This window comes from Luteipulveratus mongoliensis, from assembly GCF_001190945.1.
GTDB classification, from domain to species: domain Bacteria; phylum Actinomycetota; class Actinomycetes; order Actinomycetales; family Dermatophilaceae; genus Luteipulveratus; species Luteipulveratus mongoliensis.
Genome location: NZ_CP011112.1, coordinates 1,111,583 through 1,127,615 on the forward strand (window position 1 = coordinate 1,111,583; position 16,033 = coordinate 1,127,615).

General features: G+C 68.4%; 17 protein-coding genes. 10 read left to right on the forward strand and 7 right to left on the reverse strand.

What is annotated here, in order from left to right:
• Positions 1–170: 170 nt before the first annotated feature.
• The 3 genes from VV02_RS05170 (at position 171) to VV02_RS05180 (ending at position 4,164) form a co-directional block, all read left to right on the forward strand.
• Positions 171–1,406 carry an ROK family transcriptional regulator gene (locus VV02_RS05170; protein ID WP_218917351.1) on the forward strand — a complete coding sequence of 412 codons (1,236 nt, stop codon included), beginning with the start codon at positions 171–173 and terminating at the stop codon, positions 1,404–1,406.
• A gap of 86 nt (positions 1,407–1,492) precedes the next feature.
• Positions 1,493–3,619, forward strand: coding sequence for a penicillin acylase family protein (locus tag VV02_RS05175; protein ID WP_052590296.1), 2,127 nt, complete (start codon positions 1,493–1,495; stop codon positions 3,617–3,619).
• Positions 3,616–4,164, forward strand: a complete 549-nt coding sequence (locus VV02_RS05180) for a GNAT family N-acetyltransferase (RefSeq protein WP_083449924.1) — start codon at positions 3,616–3,618, stop codon at positions 4,162–4,164. The genes VV02_RS05175 and VV02_RS05180 overlap by 4 nt, the downstream gene beginning before the upstream one ends.
• Here VV02_RS05180 and VV02_RS05185 read toward each other — a convergent pair.
• From VV02_RS05185 to VV02_RS05195, 3 genes are read right to left on the reverse strand one after another with little or no spacing between them, the layout of a single operon-like run.
• Positions 4,137–4,850, reverse strand: coding sequence for an MBL fold metallo-hydrolase (locus VV02_RS05185; protein ID WP_052590297.1), 714 nt, complete (start codon positions 4,848–4,850; stop codon positions 4,137–4,139). The genes VV02_RS05180 and VV02_RS05185 overlap by 28 nt on opposite strands.
• Positions 4,837–5,247, reverse strand: coding sequence for an arsenate reductase ArsC (locus VV02_RS05190; RefSeq protein WP_052596565.1), 411 nt, complete (start codon positions 5,245–5,247; stop codon positions 4,837–4,839). The genes VV02_RS05185 and VV02_RS05190 overlap by 14 nt, the downstream gene beginning before the upstream one ends.
• Before the next feature lie 10 nt (positions 5,248–5,257).
• Positions 5,258–6,583 (reverse strand): FAD-dependent oxidoreductase, encoded by a 1,326-nt coding sequence (locus VV02_RS05195; protein ID WP_052590298.1) that lies wholly within the window; start codon positions 6,581–6,583, stop codon positions 5,258–5,260.
• Positions 6,584–6,654: 71 nt separating this feature from the next.
• On the opposite strand from VV02_RS05195, the gene VV02_RS05200 reads away from it, so the two are divergent.
• The gene (locus VV02_RS05200) at positions 6,655–7,014 is read left to right on the forward strand and encodes an ArsR/SmtB family transcription factor (protein WP_052596567.1); all 360 of its coding nucleotides are present in this window, start codon (positions 6,655–6,657) and stop codon (positions 7,012–7,014) included.
• Here the strand turns inward: VV02_RS05200 and VV02_RS05205 are convergent.
• On the reverse strand, positions 7,011–7,460 hold the full coding sequence (locus tag VV02_RS05205) for a winged helix-turn-helix transcriptional regulator (protein ID WP_083449925.1): 450 nt from the start codon (positions 7,458–7,460) through the stop codon (positions 7,011–7,013). The genes VV02_RS05200 and VV02_RS05205 overlap by 4 nt on opposite strands.
• Positions 7,461–7,644: 184 nt before the next feature.
• Between VV02_RS05205 and VV02_RS05210 the strand changes: the two genes are divergently transcribed.
• Positions 7,645–8,529, forward strand: a complete 885-nt coding sequence (locus VV02_RS05210) for an MBL fold metallo-hydrolase (protein WP_052590299.1) — start codon at positions 7,645–7,647, stop codon at positions 8,527–8,529.
• Positions 8,530–8,618: 89 nt separating this feature from the next.
• On the forward strand, positions 8,619–9,041 hold the full coding sequence (locus tag VV02_RS05215; RefSeq protein WP_052590300.1) for an acyl-CoA thioesterase: 423 nt from the start codon (positions 8,619–8,621) through the stop codon (positions 9,039–9,041).
• Positions 9,042–9,044: 3 nt separating this feature from the next.
• On the opposite strand, the gene VV02_RS05220 is transcribed toward VV02_RS05215, so the two are convergent.
• From VV02_RS05220 to VV02_RS05230, 3 genes are read right to left on the reverse strand one after another with little or no spacing between them, the layout of a single operon-like run.
• Positions 9,045–9,692, reverse strand: coding sequence for an HAD family hydrolase (locus VV02_RS05220; protein WP_052590301.1), 648 nt, complete (start codon positions 9,690–9,692; stop codon positions 9,045–9,047).
• Positions 9,689–10,309: a TetR/AcrR family transcriptional regulator gene (locus VV02_RS05225; protein ID WP_052590302.1), complete on the reverse strand. Its 621-nt coding sequence runs from the start codon at positions 10,307–10,309 to the stop codon at positions 9,689–9,691. The genes VV02_RS05220 and VV02_RS05225 overlap by 4 nt, the downstream gene beginning before the upstream one ends.
• Positions 10,310–10,345: 36 nt before the next feature.
• The gene (locus VV02_RS05230; protein WP_052590303.1) at positions 10,346–11,575 is read right to left on the reverse strand and encodes an oxygenase MpaB family protein; all 1,230 of its coding nucleotides are present in this window, start codon (positions 11,573–11,575) and stop codon (positions 10,346–10,348) included.
• Between the two features lie 125 nt (positions 11,576–11,700).
• Between VV02_RS05230 and VV02_RS05235 the strand changes: the two genes are divergently transcribed.
• The 4 genes from VV02_RS05235 to VV02_RS05255 all read left to right on the forward strand — a co-directional run bounded on the left by VV02_RS05235 (position 11,701) and on the right by VV02_RS05255 (position 15,994).
• The gene (locus VV02_RS05235) at positions 11,701–12,264 is read left to right on the forward strand and encodes a TetR/AcrR family transcriptional regulator (protein ID WP_169787641.1); all 564 of its coding nucleotides are present in this window, start codon (positions 11,701–11,703) and stop codon (positions 12,262–12,264) included.
• A gap of 527 nt (positions 12,265–12,791) precedes the next feature.
• Entirely contained in the window at positions 12,792–13,319 is a 528-nt protein-coding gene (locus tag VV02_RS05245; RefSeq protein WP_052590306.1) for a gamma carbonic anhydrase family protein, read from the forward strand.
• An 8-nt stretch (positions 13,320–13,327) separates the two neighbouring features.
• Positions 13,328–14,890, forward strand: a complete 1,563-nt coding sequence (locus VV02_RS05250; RefSeq protein WP_052590307.1) for an FAD-binding oxidoreductase — start codon at positions 13,328–13,330, stop codon at positions 14,888–14,890.
• Positions 14,891–15,109: 219 nt separating this feature from the next.
• Positions 15,110–15,994, forward strand: coding sequence for a C1 family peptidase (locus VV02_RS05255; protein ID WP_052590308.1), 885 nt, complete (start codon positions 15,110–15,112; stop codon positions 15,992–15,994).
• Positions 15,995–16,033 lie beyond the last annotated feature (39 nt).

Here is a 16,033-nt window from a genome sequence, read left to right on the forward strand (position 1 = left end):
CGGGCCGATAGGGAGGCGGGCATGATGCTCCTGGGGGCCGGCGCGCGATGTCGATCGGCGCGAGTGGCGTGTCGCCCAATGCCGACACGGTGCTGACGGTGCGCCGCCACGACCGCTGTTGCCACCATACTTACGAACGATGCTTATGTATATGGATGGAGGAAATTCGGGTGAGTCACGACGGCCAGCCCCGCAGCGGTACGCCGGTGCTGCGTCGCATCAACACGGCTGCGGTTCTCGAGGTCGCACGGGGTGCGGCGCCTCGGGCCCTGCGCATCGCCGAGCTCGCCAAGCTGACCGGCCTGACCCGTCCGACGGTGGCCAACGCGGTGGAGGCTCTGCGCGACACCGGGTGGGTCGTCCAGCGGGAGCCTGACCTCGGCGCGCCGGCCATGGGCCGTCCGGCTCTGCGCTACGCCCTCAACCCGCGGGCCGCCTTCGTCCTCGGGATCGACATCGGCCCGCACGCCGTCGCCGCGTGCGTCGCTGATGTCACCGGACAGCGGTGCGCGCTCGAACGCCGCACGGTCCCGACCGCCAAGCCGCTCGACGCCACGGTGCTGCTGCAGGTGATCGACGAGGCGACGTCCGCGGCGGTCGAAGCCGCAGGCGTACGCCCGGGAGACATCTCCGGCATCGTCGCCGCCAGCCCGGGGATCGTGGACTCACCTCGGGGCACGGTGCGTATCGCGCCGAGCGTGCCGGGTTGGCCGGATCTGCCGTTCTTGTCGTGGCTCAGCTCCAAGTACCCGTGCCCGGCGGTCGTCGAGAACGATGCGAACGCCGCTGCCATCGAGATCGCGGCCGGTCGTGAGGCTGTCGGCGAGACGATCCTGGCGCTGCAGTGGGGGACCAGGTTGGGCGCGGGCCTGATCATCGAGGGCAGGTTGCATCGCGGTCGGTCCTTCGCGGCCGGCGAGATCGGCTTCATCGCACCATCGGACAGCCCATCGGACACCCCGTTGGACAGCACGGCCTCCGGACCGCTCGAGCAGTCCATCGGTGCCGACGGCATCGTCCAGCGTGCCGAGGACGCGGCGCGTCGGTCACCGAACTCCCACCTGGCGGCCGCGCTGCGCGCCGCAGATCCGGACCGTCGGGCGGTGGCGGTGTTCGACGCCGCCGGCCGGGACCCGGTCGCGGCAGCCGTCGTTCAGGAGGTGGCCCAACAGCTGGCGCGAGCGATTGCGCCGGTCGTGCTCGCGCTGGATCCTGATGTCGTGGTCATCGGGGGCGGCGTGGCTCGCGCCGGCTCCCCCTTGACCGATGCGGTCTCGTCCGAGCTGAGTCAGCGGGTGCTCTCTGCACCGGCCGTCGAGGTTTCGTCGTTGGTCGAGGATGCGGTGGTGGCCGGCGCGGTTCGGCTTGCGCTGCAAGAGGTTTGGCGTCGGCGGATGGCCCTCTAGCGGCCACCGGCCTATGCCCTTTCTTGGGGCGCCCATGACCCTGAGGTAAGGTTCCCCTTACTTTCTGACCGCATGGAGGCCCCGCGGTGACCGCAGACCCACGCAACGCGCCAGGCCGCGAGGCGCATGACCAAGGCACCGACCCGTCGTACGACGTCTATCGCGACGCGTACGGCATCCCCCATCTGCGCGCGGCCAACCTGCATGACCTCAGCTATGCCCAGGGCTATGAGACCGCGCGTGACCGCGCGTGGCACCTGGAGCTGGACCGGCTGCGTGGCGAGGGCCGGGTCGCGTCGGTGCTGGGGGCCCAGGCGTTGTCGTGGGACACGTTCGCGGTGCAGGCCCAGCTTGACGAGATCGGGCAGCGTGCCTTTGCGCGGCTCTCGCGGCAGACGCGCCACTGGGTGACGGCCTACGTCGACGGCGTCAATGCAGCCTTCGACGACGGCATCACCGCGCAAGAGCTGGATGATGTCGATGTCCGGCCGGGCCACTGGTCGCCATGGACGCCGCTGACGGTCTTCCTCGTGCATCACGTGCTGTTCGGTTCCTACCCGTCGAAGCTGTGGCGCCAGCACGTCACGGATGCGCTCGGTGCGGAGGCCCTCGACGTGCTGCGGATGGAGGCTGTGCCGGCGTCCGGTAGCAACGCCTTCGTCGTCGGATCAGCAAGAACTGCAACAGGATTCGCGCTCATCGCCGGTGACCCCCACCGCGCCTTCGAGGCTCCCAACGTCTATGCCCAGGTCCATCTCGCGTGCCCTGAGTTCGACGTGGTCGGGCTGGCGTTCCCCGGGGTCCCCGGGATCCAGCACTTCGGGCACGCGGGCTCGGTCGCGTGGGCCGTGACCAATGCGATGGCGGACTACCAGGACCTGTACGCCGAGCGGCTGAGTCGTCGTGACGGCGAGGTGTGGGCGGTCGGCCCGTCGGGTGAGGAACCTGTCTCGCGCACCGTCGTCCGTGTCGCCGTGCACGACAGCGAGCCGGTCGAGGTCGAGGTCCTGGTCACCGAGCGTGGGCCCGTCATCATCGGCGGACCGGACGACGACGTCGCCATGAGTCTGCGCACCCCCGCCTGGGTGGACGGCGATCTGGGCTTCGAGACGCTGCTGCCGCTGCTGGGTGCGCGGTCGGTGGCCGACGTCGAAGCAGCGTTCGTGCACTGGGTCGAGCCGGTCAACAACCTCGTCATCGCGGATCGCTCGGGCGTCGCCGTGCGCCGGGTGGTCGGGCGGGTGCCGGTCGGCGCCCCGGAGGATCGCGTCCTGCCGCTGAATCCCACTGATGCACAAGCGTATTGGGACTCCTGTCTCGAGGATCTGCCGCTGGCGAAAGTGGCCCCTGAGGCGCACCTGGTGACGGCGAACGAGAGGGCCGATGCGTCGTACGACACCATCAGCGCCGAGTTCGCGCCGCCCTTCAGGGCGGATCGGCTGAACGCCCTGCTCGACGGCCGCACCGATCTGACGGTGACCGACGCGGCCGCGGTCCTGGTGGATACCGAGCAGAACGCCGGTCGCGCACTGCTGGCGTTCCTGGCCGAGCTCGACGGACTCGACGCGGCGGCCGTTGCGCTCCGCGACCGGCTGCTCGGGTGGAACCGGCGGATGGATGCTGGGAGCGAGGACGCCGGACTTTACGGAGCGGTGCGGGCCGCGTTCATCGATCGCATCTGTGCGAGCCCGGATCTCGTTCAGCTCCAAGGCCCTTCGCCGTACGGCGACTTGTACGACGGCTGGTTCGTGCTCGGGTCGCGCGTCGCGACCGCGCTGCCGCAGCTGCTGGCCGCGGGCCGACCATTCGGCCTCGACCTGGCGTTCCTGGCCCGTGCGGCGCTCGAGGAGGTGGCAGCCGCTCCGGCGCCCGGCGCGTGGGGTGAACGACATCGCTTCCACCCGGTGCACGGTCTCGAACAGCTCGGTCTCGTCCAGGTCGACCTCGGTGTGACCGGAGCGCCGATCTCGGGGGACTCCGACTGCGTGGCCTCGTCGGCATGGGCGCCGGGCACGGACGCCTGCACTCGTGGCCCGGTGGCTCGCTACGTCTGGGACCTGGCCGACCGTGACCAGAGTCTGTGGGCGGTGCCGCTCGGCGCATCCGGAGACGCCGAAAGCCCGCACCATCACGACCAGTTCGAGCCGTGGTCGACCGGACAGCTCGTGCCCGTCATCACCGACTGGGCCATCCTTGAGGAGAAGTACGCGTGACAACACCGCCCGCCATCACGATGCGTCCCGTCGACCCGGAGCAGGACGCCGCGACGATCCACTCCTGGACATCGCAGGAGCGCGCCGCTTTCTGGGGGATGCTCGAGCGCCCGGTCGATGAGGTGCGCGACATCTACGCCTATATCGATGAGCAGCCTCACCTCGCGGCCTACCTCGTCCATGCCGACGACGAGCCGCTGGCGCTCTTCCAGACCTACGACCCGCAGGTCGACGAGATCGGACAGTTCTACGACCGCCGTCCCGGTGATGTCGGGATCCACCTGCTGATCGGGCCGGGGCATCGGCCGTCTGGTGCGACTGCCGCGATGACCGCATTCCTGGCCGGCTGGGTGTGGTCGGACCCGGCCCACCAGCGGATCGTCTTCGAGCCGGACGTGCGCAACGACAAGAGCGTCGCGTTCCTGGGGCGAGTCGGTGCCGAGCTCGGCCCGGAGGTCCAGCTGGCCGAGAAGGTCGCCCAGTTCGGATTCCTCACCCGCGACGCGTGGTTCGCCCGTCAGAAGCCGAGGGCAGCTCGCGCCTGAGCGAGCGTGCGGGGAGAGTCGTGGGCGTCGACGTACCACTCGTGCTGCTCTTCGAGGAGGCCGAGCAGCATCGGCACGTCGGCGGTGTCGTCGGGGGAGCGCAGGTGCAGAGGCGGCGGATAGAAGCAGTCGCCCAGCAGCGCGACACGTGACTCGGGATCGATGACGATCGAGGAGTCGGGTGCGTGCTGACCACCAACGTGCCGGACCTGGACCCCGGTGGGCAGCTCCAGCGAGGTGTCGAAGGTGCGGTGGGGCGGCAGTACGCGCAGCTTGCTCCAGTCGTCGACCGCGCGGGCCCGTGCCGCAAAGCTGGCGCTCAAGCGAGGGTTCTCCGCCACCTGCTCGCGGAGGTACGCCGCACTCCACGGCCGACGCGCCTCACCTTCGAGAATCGTTGTGGCAGAAGCGTGTCCGATGATCTCGACGCCGTCCCAGGCGCACGCTCCCCAGGTGTGGTCCCAGTGGTGATGCGTGTAGACCAGCCAGCGCGGCGATGGGAGCCCGGCCGCACGGAGGGCGCGCTGCACCTCGCGAGCAAGTGCAGGGCTGTGGCCGGCGTCGACGACGACCGACCCACGCTCATCGGCAATGACGGCGACGGATCCACGGACGGCGTCCGGATCGGGGTCGTGTGGATACAGCCAGACCCGCCCCGCGAGGTGCTGCAGCTCAACGGTCGGCATTGAGCAGCTCAGCCATCAGGGTCTCGACACGGCGACGGATCTCGTCCCGGATCGGACGCACGGCCTCGACTCCCTTGCCAGCTGGGTCATCGAGCACCCAGTCCTCGTAGCGTTTGCCCGGATAGAACGGGCAGGTGTCCCCGCAGCCCATCGTGATGACCACGTCGCTGTCCTGAACGGCCTGTGGTGTCAACACTTTCGGCGTCTCCGCCGTGATGTCGATGCCGACCTCACGCATCGCCTCGACGGCCGCCGGGTTGACCTGATCAGCCGGCTCGGAGCCCGCCGATCGCACCTCGAGCGCGCCGGCGGACAGGTGCTGCAGGAACGCCGCGGCCATCTGCGACCGACCGGCGTTGTGCACGCACACGAAGAGGACGGAAGGCATGTCGCTCATTGTCTCCTGGTCAGGGGCGGCCGAGCCCGAGAGCCACCGGTTGCGGACCGGCGGTCGGAGCGCAGCAGCCGCCATCACCGGACTCGGCGGCATCGAACAGGCCGGCGCCCCCGCAGACGCCCGTGTCGGGCAGCGTCAGCTCGACCTTCTGCGCCGACTCGAGGTCTCCGGCTAACGCGGCCGCGATCGAGCGCACCTGCTCGAACCCGGTCATCGCCAGGAACGTCGGCGCGCGCCCGTAGCTCTTCATGCCGGCCAGGTAGAGATCACCCTCGGGCTGCGCGAGAACGTCGTACCCGTGCGGTGTCACGCTGCCGCAGGAATGCAGGTTGGGGTCGATCTCGGCGGCCAGTCGCGGTGGCGCCTGCAGCCGTGCGTCGAGGTCGAGCCGCACCTCCGACAGGAATGACAGGTCCGGCCGATAGCCCGTCACGCAGACCACCTGATCGAGTCCCTCGATGGTCTGCCCTGCTGTGCCGATCAGCCGATACGACGGCCCGGTGGCCTCGATGGCAGCAGTCCGGAAGCCGGTGACGACCTCGATCCGACCGGCTGCGACCGCGTCCCTCACGCGGGTGCCGAGCGCGCCTCGCGCGGGCAGCTCGTCCGCGTCACCGCCGCCGTACGACGCTCCCACCTCTCCCCGCCGCAGCACCCAGACGACACGGGACTGGTCGGCGTACAGCGGGCCGTCGACGAGGGCGAGCAGCGACGTCAGCGCGGACGCACCCGAACCCACGACGGCCGTCGCGCGACCGGCGTACCGATCGTGATCGTTGGCCGGGTCAGGGACGCCGTAGGTGATGACGTCCGGGTGGATGCTCTCGCCTGACACCGGATATCCCTCAGCGCCAAGGGGATTCGGACGCCCGAGCGTTCCGCTGGCATCGATGACCGCGCGACCCTCGATCCGCTCGATCGCGCCATCGGCGCCCTGCACGTGGACGACGAACGGCAGATCCTCGCGGCCGGAGTCGACGATGAGGTCGCGGTCCTGGCGGGCCACGCCGACCACGGTCGCGTTCGTGACGATTCGCTCGCCGAGCTCTGCAGCGAGCGGCGCGAGATAGCGCTCGACCCACTCGACCCCTGTCGGGTAGGCGTCGCCGGCCGGTCGGGTCCAGCCCGTCGGAGCGAGCAGCTTTTCAGCGGCGGGAGACACCAGTTCGGACCACGGCGAGAAGAGCCGCACGTGCCCCCAGGAACGTACGCCCGCAGCGGGCTCGGCGCCCGCCTCGAGCACGACGACCGGTTGGTCGCGCAGCACCAGCTCGGCTGCGGCGGCCAGGCCGATCGGTCCGGCTCCGATGACGACGACGGGTAGCGCGGCGTGCATGGTGGCTCCTTGCATTGACGAATGTCGATACAGACTTGCTCATTGATTCGACACTTGTCAATATGGTGCGCATGACCACAGCGACCCAGCCCTCGAAGGCCGCTTCGGACGACGCGTGCTGCTCGACGGCTTCCGAGGGCGGCCTGTCTGAGGAGGCTGCCGAGCAGGTCGCGAGCCTGCTCAAGGCGCTCGCCGACCCCGTGCGGCTGCGGCTGTACTCCGCCATCGCGGCGCGCGGCGAGGAGGTCTGCGTCTGCGACATCCCGGACGTCGGCGTCGCACAGCCGACCGTCTCCCACCACCTGCGCAAGCTGCGCGACGCGGGCCTCGTCGACTGCGAACGCCGCGGGACGTGGGTCTACTACTGGGCCGTGCCCGAGGCGTTGAACGCCGCCCGAGACTTCATGAGCGGCAACGCGCCTGGCGCCTAGGCCGACAGATCGGGGAGGCCCTGCCGGTCGTCGTACGCCTCCCGCGCCTCCTGGACCTCGACGATCCGCTGCTCGGCCCAGCCGCGCACGGCGGCCATCGGAGCCTCGAGCGAGGCGCCGAGCTCGGTGAGGGCGTAGTCGACTGCGGGCGGTGTCTCCTCGTCGGCGTGACGCACGACGAGGCCGTCTCGCTCCAGTGATCGCAGCGTCTGGGTCAGCATCTTCTCGCTGACGCCCTCGACCCGGCGACGCAGCTCCCCGTAGCGCAGCGGTCCGTCGGCGAGTGCACCGAGGACGAGCACCGTCCAGCGGTCGGCGATCCGGTCGAGCACCTCACGTGCAGGGCAGCGCTCGGAGTACACGTTGGCCAGGTGGCCGTCAGGAAGCCGAGCCCGCGACGGCGTACGAGATCCGGGCCGAGGGCGGGGAGGGCCGTACCTGGCCATGTCAGTCACCTCGAAGCTGCGGTCGCGAGAGCGGTTTCATTCGACGATACCGAGCGCCCTGAGGCCCATGAGCCTGACCTGGGGCACTGCCACCGACGAGCACCGACTTACAAGTGCGTACTGGTCGTCCGTCGTAACCAGGCGAAAACTGTTGGGACACAACAGTTTCGTGAAGGAGGCGCTCATGACCGGGCCTGCGCGACGCGCTGACCTACAGGTTGGTGACACGACGGTGACCTACGTCCCTGACGGACATGGCTGGCTGGATCCGGCCGCAACGTTTCCGGCCAGCCAGCCGCACGGATGGGATGTGCACGACTCCTACCTGCGCGAGGACGGCCGATTCGTCGTCAGCATCGGCTCGTTCCTGATCCGAACGCCCGGTCATGCGGTGCTCGTCGACCTGGGCATCGGTGCCGTCGACTTCGAGGTCCCTGGGCTCGCGGAGTTCCACGGTGGCGAGCTGCTCGCCAACCTGGCCGCCGAAGGTCTGGCCCCTAGCGACATCGACACGGTGGTCTTCACTCACCTGCATCACGACCACGTCGGCTGGACCACCAATCTCGCACCCGCTCCGAACGCGACGACCGAGCGGGCCCCCGACGGTCTGACCTTCCCAAGGGCGCGGCACCTCGTGGGCCGCGACGAGTGGACCCACTGGCATGGGACCGATGACCCGGTTGGGCCGCATCCGCTCTGGGTCCAGGCTCCGCTGGAGGGTGTCGTGGAGCTGGTCGACGACGGCGACGTGGTGGCGCCCGGCGTCCGGGTGACGAGCACTCCCGGACACACGCCTGGTCACCTCAGTCTTCTGGTCGAGGATCCGGCCGAGCCGTCTCCGGGCGTTCTCGTGCTCGGTGACGTGATGCACAGCCAGGTCCAGGTTGCCGAACACGGATGGAGCTTCGTCTTCGACCACGACCCAGTGCTGGCCGGCAAGACGCGAGAGCGAGTCCTCGGGGAGGCGCAGGAGACCGGCGTACGCATCGCAGGAGGCCACTTCGCCGATCACGTCTTCGGGACGGTCCGTGCGGCGACCGCGACGCGCGCGTGGGCCGGGCAGCGCTGAGGCCGTCGGTGGCGCTGCCTACGATCGAGGCCGTACGCCGCAGCCGCCTGCCGCTTCGGCGATCCGTCTCCGATGCCATGAGGTGCGCGATGTCCGAACCCTTCTCCGTCCGAGTCGTGGTGCGCGGCTACGAGACCGACACTCAGGGCCATCTGAATCAGGCGGTCTACCTGCAGTACGCCGAGCACGCCCGGTGGATGATGCTCGAGGCGGGCGGTATCCGGCAGCGCGACCTGGTCGCTCGCCGCGTCGGGCCGGTCGCACTGGAGACCACGATCAGGTACCGACGTGAGCTGGTGGCCGGTGACGAGGTCGACGTGTCGTGTGCGTTCGTCTGGGGCGAGGGCAAGACGTTTCGGATGGACCAGCGTGTCGTCAAAGCCGATGGCACCGTCGCGGCCGAGATCGCGGGAATCGGTGGCGTGCTCGACCTCGAGGCCCGCAAGCTGGTCGCCTCGCCGGCCGACGCCTTCCGCGAACTCGCTACTGACCCGGCGATATTCAGCCTCTGACCGTCAGCCAAGCGGCGCGCCGAGAACGATGTCTTTCAGCTCACGCAGAGTCTCGATGCGATAGCTGGCCCGCGAGAAGTCTTGCGAACTGGTGAAGTCGTTGTGGACGATGGCGCAGTCGATACCAGCTGCGACGGCGGAGCTCAGCCCTCTGGATGAGTCCTCGACGACCAGGGTTTCTTCGCTGGTGGCTCCGAAGCGCGTCAGGCCGGTCAGATAGGGCTCCGGGTGCGGCTTGGACCGCTCGTAGTCCTCGCGAACCAGGACGAAGTCCATGAAGGGTCTGATCTGGCGCTGCTCATGGATGAGGTCGAAGTCCGCCCGCTTAGCCGTCGTCACGATGGCCATCCGGACGTACGTCGACAGCTCGGCAAGGGCGTCGACGACGCCTTCGATCTCGATGGCTTCTGTCCGCAGATACTCCTGGTAGTAGTCGTTGCGGACCTCGCGCAGTCCGTCGATGACCTGTTCGTCAGTGCCGGCCGCCCTGGCTTGTGCCCATGTGCCCAACCCCTGGCTCATGTCGCGCAGGTACTGATCTTTGTTCAGGCTCATGCCGATGTCCGCCAGCGCGCGTTCGCCGGCCTTGTAGTACCAGTGCTCGGTGTCCACCAGAACGCCGTCGTGATCGAAGAGGACATACTTCTTCACTCTCGTGATCCCTCCTCGGAGAGAGACTGCAAAATGCGCTGACAGCGCGCGGTCATGGTCGCGGCAGTCTCGTCGGGGTGATCGTGCCACCAGCGCATCGCGACCGCGAGGATCCCGAACCACAGGTGCGTCATCAGGGACTGGTCGAGCGGATCGCGGCGCCCGGCGGTCGACTCGGCGGTGCCGGCGAACCCGTACTCATTGAGTCGCCGCCGATATCGGGCGACCAACGCGTGTGCGGAGGTCGACGCCGGGACCGACGCGTCGTAGATCAGCCCCCAGTCGTGGCGGTGCTCCTCGAGGCTGTCGAAGATCGCTCGAAGCGTCGTCAGGGCCCGCGTCGTCGTGGCGTCCGTCGCGACACTGGCCTCGGCGGCGCCGGAGACGGCCGTCACGAGCCGCTCGCCTGCGGCCCGCACGCACGCGGCGTACAGCTCGTCCTTGGAGCCGAAGTACTCGTAGATCAGCGGCTTGGAGATGCCGGCGGCCGCCGCGATGGCGTTCATCGAGACGTGCGCGTAGCCGTCGCGATCGAAGTGCGCGGCGGCCACCTCGACGATCTGGCCCTCGCGGACATCGCGAGGTACGCCCTTGGTCCCCGTTCCGCCGCGTGCCATGGTCAGGCACCCTAGCGAACTGACCGTGCAGTAAGTTCAGGGCCTGGTCAGGTTCGGCGAGGCCGGACCGACTCGTGGACGACGCCCGCCGAACTGGAGTCGATCGAGCCGTACGAGCGCCCGTGCCGCTCGGCGGTCGAGGCGATCCGTCCCGCCTGGCAGCCTGCCGATCAGCTGAAACCACATGAGATTGCTGGCAATTCGAAAGGCCGGGTACCACGGCGGTCGAACCGGTAGCCCGACGTCACGCATCCCGCTCGGACGGATGAGATGGGTGCCGAGGCTGAGTGCGCGTTCGCGTTGGAACCGGCGCCGCCACGACGTGGAGTCCGGGTAGTGGTCGGTCATCCCGATCAGCGCCGCGGCGAGGCTGCGGCTGTTGTGGTCGGGAGGCGGGTCGTTGGACAGCAGGTGATACGTCGCGCGCCGCCCGACGCGCTCGGTCCTCGGAAGCCATTGCTCGTCGACCCCCATCAGCCAGCCGACGTACGACCACAGGTGCATGATCGCCTTCGAGTCCTGCCGCGAGATCCGGACGCCGAGCAGCCGCGCGTGGATGAGGAACGTCGTGCTGAACGTCTGGATCGTGCTGGCCTGGTCGTACTGGTTGATCGGCACTCCGCGGTGGGTCCAGTCCCAGTCGTCCTGGCGCTCCAGTGCGTCGTTGACGAAAGCATGCATGAGGCGTACGTGCACGCTGAGTCTGAATCCCTCACTGTCACGGGCCATTCCGCCGCCCGGCTCGGTGCACGCCAGCCACCACGCGCTGGTCTCGCCGACGCGACGCAGCGTCTCCGGTCCGTCCAGTCGACCAGTGCGAGCAAGAGGTTCGAGGGCGGCGGCCGACTGATAGCCACCGAGGAGTGACCCGTAGGCGAGGATGTCGCCCGCGTCCCAGCCGACTCGTCGTATGGCGGCGCCGGCCCTCAGCAGCAGCTCGTCATCGACCCAGTCCGGCCGCGACTCGACCCGCTCGAAGAACGCGGTCAGCTCCGGCGCCGGGTCCGGCACGCTGCCGAGTCCCGTCGTGAGGGCCTGACGGAACTGCGCCATCGTGACGGTCTTGTCGTGGTGGATCGCCCGGGCGAGAGCCGCACCCAGCTCATCTCGCCGTACGAGGGCGTCCTGCAGCTCGTGGATCTCCTCGCTGGAGGGGCCGGCATCTCGGCCGACCAGCAGCCTGAACGGGCGTGCCACCCGCTCGCCCCACTGCGGATCACAACGGAAGCGCGTGGGCACGGATGTCGCAGCCTGTGGGCAGGCCATGGTTGCCTCCTCTCGCCGCCTCAAGGCTAATATGAGTAAATACTCATGTTCTACTCGCGTTTGAGAAGGCGATGTCCATGACCCAATATGCCCGAGTGGCACCGGTTCAGCGGCGGTCCAAAGCGATGACCGACACGCTCATCGACGCCACTGCTCGTGTTCTGGGTGACGTCGGCTATACCGGTGCCTCGACCAACCGCATCGCTGCGGAGGCCGGCGTGAGCGTCGGATCGCTGTACCGGTACTTCTCCGACAAGGACGACCTGATCGGCAGCCTCCGTGAGCGGTCGAGCCGCTTGATGACCGATGCGCTCACCGAGGCTCTGGTGAGTGCGACCGGGCTCGAGCTCGGTCCAGGCGTACGGCACGTCTTGCAAGCGCTGGTGCAGCAGATCGATGAGCATCGCGCCGTGATCGGGGCGCTCGTGGACGAGATGCCACTGGGCGCACAGGGCAACGTGCTGCCCGAGATCGAGCGCCAGCTGAGCCAGTACGTCCGGCTCTTCGTCGTCCAGCACGCTCCGACGCTGTCCCGCGGTGAGGTCGACGCGCGGATATATCTGGCGCTAGGTATGGCGCTCAACTCCTGCCTGCGTATTGCGCTTGAGCTGCCTGACGGCCTGGACGCGGATCACCTGCTCGACCTCACTGCTGAGCTGATGGTGGCCGCGCTGCTGCGCCCCGAGTAAGACCAGCGGACGCTCGTCGGCGTCGGTCTCGATGGGGTCGGTCATCACGTGGATATCTCGCCGCCGATGGGCTCGATAGTCCCGATGCCACGTTCGAGGACCTCGTCGGCGCAGCTGGTACACACGTGGAAGCGCTGAGGGTCGAAGGGGTCGGTGAACGTCGCGATATGCGTGGCGAGGTGACCACCTCCGCAGCACTCGCAGATGGATCCAGGGACGGGAAGAATGCTCACACCACACCTAGGTCGGGAGTCGGGGCCGATCGGGACATCTCGCTCGAAAGAGCGTCTGAGTAGGGGCCGAAACGTGACATCGCGACCTCGCGGCTCAACAAAGAAGGTGTCCACACCTGATCCGTTGTGACCGCTCATCTGGCACCTCGTGTCCCTGGGCTCGGCAGAACCGCTCTCTCCTCCGTGGCTAGGTCCGCAGGCACCCCGGATGTGACTGTGACGTGCGTCACGCCGCCGCGCCTCGCTCAACTGACCGTGCGGTAAGTTCGGCGCAGTCGATGCGAGAGGAAAGCCATGCAGATCGAGATCGAGGGCAAGCGCCCGCAGGTGCACGCGAGCGCGTGGGTCGCGCCCAACGCCGTCATTGCCGGTGACGTGACCATCGGCGAGGAGGTCGGCATCTGGTACGGCGCCGTCGTCCGCGGCGACATCGAGAGCATCGAGGTCGGCGCACGAACCAACATCCAGGACAACTGCGTGCTGCACGCCGACCCGGGCAGCCCGCTCGTGATCGGCACCCGGGTCTCGGTCGGGCACAACGCGACGCTGCACGGCTGCACGATCGGTGACGACGTCCTCGTGGGCATGGGTTCGCGAGTCCTCAACGGTGCGACCGTCGGCGCCGGTTCGCTCATCGCGGCGGGCGCCGTCATCCCCGAGGGTGCCGATATCCCGCCCGGTTCGATGGTGGCCGGAGTGCCAGGCAAGGTACGCCGGGAGCTCACCAAGGACGAGCAGGCCGGTATCGCGTTCAACGGCGACGTCTATGTCGACCTCATGGGTCAGCACGCCAACGGGGTCGTCATCGACCCCGCGGGCTGAGGTCGACGATGACGCGGTCATGGTGGGGCTGGGGCGATGTCGAGCAGCGGGTCGGCGACGCGGAAGCCGCTGAGCTGGTCAGTCGAGCCGCCGCCCTTCTGCCGGACCATGACTTCACGGTCCACGAACCCCCTTCTCCCAGCTCGCTTTCCGTCGCCTCGCCTCGCGTCGCGCTGCCGACCGCGCTGGAGGCGCTCGCCTCGACGGAGGTGACTGACCGACTCGCGCACGCGCGTGGCAAGGCGTTCCGTGACGTCGTACGCAACCTCGAAGGGCGAGTCGAGCACGTCCCCGACATCGTCGCCCGACCGCGTCAGGAGCAGGACGTCGTCGACCTGCTCGACTGGTGTGCGGATGAACAGGTCGCAGCCGTGCCGTACGGCGGTGGCAGCTCTGTGGTCGGCGGCGTCGAGCCGCGGTTCGAGGGTCCCGCCGTCTCGATCGACCTGACGGCGATGGATCAGGTGCTCGAGATCGATCGCACCAGTCGGGCGGCTCGCGTCCAAGCAGGCGTGCTCGGTCCGCATCTGGAGGACCAGCTGCGGCCGCACGAGCTGACGCTGCGCCACTTCCCGCAGTCGTTCGAGTTCTCAACGCTCGGAGGGTGGTTGGCGACTCGGGCCGGTGGTCACTTCGCGACGCTCTACACCCACATCGACGACCTGACCGAGTCAATGCGGGTGGTCACCCCGGCCGGCATCAGCGAGTCCCGTCGTCTCCCCGGATCGGGAGCAGGGCCTTCGCCGGACCGGATGTTCCTTGGGTCCGAGGGCTCACTCGGGATCATCACTGAGGCGTGGATGCGGTTGCAGGACCGGCCGCACTGGCAGGAGACCGCATCGGTGACGTTCAAGACGTACGCCCGGGCTGTTGACGCGACACGTGAGATCGCGCAGTCCGGTCTGTTCCCGACCAACTGCCGACTGCTCGATCCGATGGAAGCCTTTCTCAATGCTGGGATCTCGGCCGAAGGGGGTGTCCTCGTGCTTGCCTTCGAGTCGGCGGATCACCCTGTCGACACCTGGCTGGCGCGCGCGGTCGCGATCGCCGAGTCCCACGGTGGTGAGGTGCAGGCGAAGCGCGACGCCGGCGACGGTGCTGCCTCGAGCTGGAAGTCGTCGTTCATCCGGATGCCCTACCAGCGGGACGCTATGGCGCAACGGTCGATGATCGCCGAGACCTTCGAAACCGCTTGCACCTGGGACAGATTCGAGACCTTCCACGCGGCAGTGACCGGGGCCGCACAGGAAGCGCTCGAACGGGTCTGCGGCATCGGAGTGGTCACCTGTCGGTTCACGCACGTCTATCCCGACGGCCCCGCGCCCTACTACGGCGTCTACGCACCAGGCCGCTGGGGCGCACTGGTCGAGCAGTGGGACGAGGTCAAGGCCGCCGTCTCGGACGCCATCATCAGCAACGGCGGCACGATCACTCACCACCACGCCGTGGGGAGAGACCACCGGCCGTCGTACGACCTCCAGCGACCCGACGTGTTCGCCGCGGCGTTCGCGGGTGCCAAGCGCGTGCTCGACCCCGAAGGCATCCTCAACCCGGGCGTACTCCTCGGCTGACGCCGTCGATCGCCAGTCGCGACATGACCCATGACATCTGTCATGGGTCATGTTTCGCGCCTGTGACCGTTCCCCCTGGGAACGGGTTGATCTTGGTCGGACTTGCCTCCTGACCACCCAAACGTCTTCCGCCTCGGTCGCGCCCGGACGTACTTTCCTGCTGCCGACCGTGGGTCGCGCTGGCGGCCTCCGCCATCTCTCCTCCGAATGGAGCAAGTCATGCGTTCCAGTCGTCTTCTCGCCGGCGTCACCCTGGTCGGCGCGGCCCTCACCGTGATGTCCAGCCCTGGTGTGGCGCAGGCCGCCGTCAAGGCCGACAGCAACTCCGCCTCCTCCAGCGCAGCCAGCAGCCACGGTATGGGTCTCAACCTGGATCAGGTGCGGGCCAACAAGTCGAGGGTCACCACGAGCGGTCACGCTCTCCCGGTCCGCAAGTCCCAGGCGACGCTGCCCGCCTCGTTCGACCTGTCGCAGTACGCCCTCGCGCCCGGCGACCAGGGCCAGGTCGGCTCGTGCGTGGCTTGGGCGACCGGCTACACGGGCATCGGCCTGCTGATGAAGGAGCAGGGCATCAACGGCACGCCGATGGCGCCGATGTTCGTCTACGCCCAGATCGCGAAGGGCAACGACCAGGGCACGTACGCCGGGGTCGCGCTTCCGATCGAGAAGGATCAGGGCATCGACACCAAGGCCGACTACTGGCAGGGCGACTTCGACTACACCACCCAGCCGGACGCTGCTGAGCGCGCGAACGCCGCGCACTACAAGCTGTCGGGCTTCACGGACCTGACGGCCTCGGGCGACCTGAAGACGAACATCATGACCGCGATCTCTCAGGGTCAGCCGGTGCCGTTCGGCTTCTCCGCGCGCAACAGCTTCCGTTCGCTGAGCACGACGAACTACAACTACAACCCGACCAAGCACGACAGGATCATCGGCGGCCACGAGGTCACGATCGTCGGCTACGACTCGACCGGTGTGAAGATCCAGAACAGCTGGGGCAGTGAGTGGGGCAACCACGGCTTCTTCACCGCGCCGTGGTCGTTCATCACCGGCCGCGACGTCGACGAGGTCCACGCGATGGGCAAGCTCGTCACCAGCTGACCGACAGGTCCGGCGCTAAGAGACTGCGTCTTCCGAATC

Bases quoted from the DNA above. Each gene is read 5' to 3' on its own strand.
- VV02_RS05185 (WP_052590297.1), bottom strand. From the start codon at position 4,850: ATGCCGACCGTTGAGCTGCAGCACCTCGCGGGGCGGGTCTGGCTGTAT.
- VV02_RS05190 (WP_052596565.1), bottom strand. From the start codon at position 5,247: ATGAGCGACATGCCTTCCGTCCTCTTCGTGTGCGTGCACAACGCCGGT.
- VV02_RS05195 (WP_052590298.1), bottom strand. From the start codon at position 6,583: ATGCACGCCGCGCTACCCGTCGTCGTCATCGGAGCCGGACCGATCGGC.
- VV02_RS05200 (WP_052596567.1), top strand. From the start codon at position 6,655: ATGACCACAGCGACCCAGCCCTCGAAGGCCGCTTCGGACGACGCGTGC.
- VV02_RS05205 (WP_083449925.1), bottom strand. From the start codon at position 7,460: ATGGCCAGGTACGGCCCTCCCCGCCCTCGGCCCGGATCTCGTACGCCG.
- VV02_RS05210 (WP_052590299.1), top strand. From the start codon at position 7,645: ATGACCGGGCCTGCGCGACGCGCTGACCTACAGGTTGGTGACACGACG.
- VV02_RS05215 (WP_052590300.1), top strand. From the start codon at position 8,619: ATGTCCGAACCCTTCTCCGTCCGAGTCGTGGTGCGCGGCTACGAGACC.
- VV02_RS05225 (WP_052590302.1), bottom strand. From the start codon at position 10,309: ATGGCACGCGGCGGAACGGGGACCAAGGGCGTACCTCGCGATGTCCGC.
- VV02_RS05230 (WP_052590303.1), bottom strand. From the start codon at position 11,575: ATGGCCTGCCCACAGGCTGCGACATCCGTGCCCACGCGCTTCCGTTGT.
- VV02_RS05235 (WP_169787641.1), top strand. From the start codon at position 11,701: ATGACCGACACGCTCATCGACGCCACTGCTCGTGTTCTGGGTGACGTC.
- VV02_RS05245 (WP_052590306.1), top strand. From the start codon at position 12,792: ATGCAGATCGAGATCGAGGGCAAGCGCCCGCAGGTGCACGCGAGCGCG.
- VV02_RS05250 (WP_052590307.1), top strand. From the start codon at position 13,328: ATGACGCGGTCATGGTGGGGCTGGGGCGATGTCGAGCAGCGGGTCGGC.
- VV02_RS05255 (WP_052590308.1), top strand. From the start codon at position 15,110: ATGCGTTCCAGTCGTCTTCTCGCCGGCGTCACCCTGGTCGGCGCGGCC.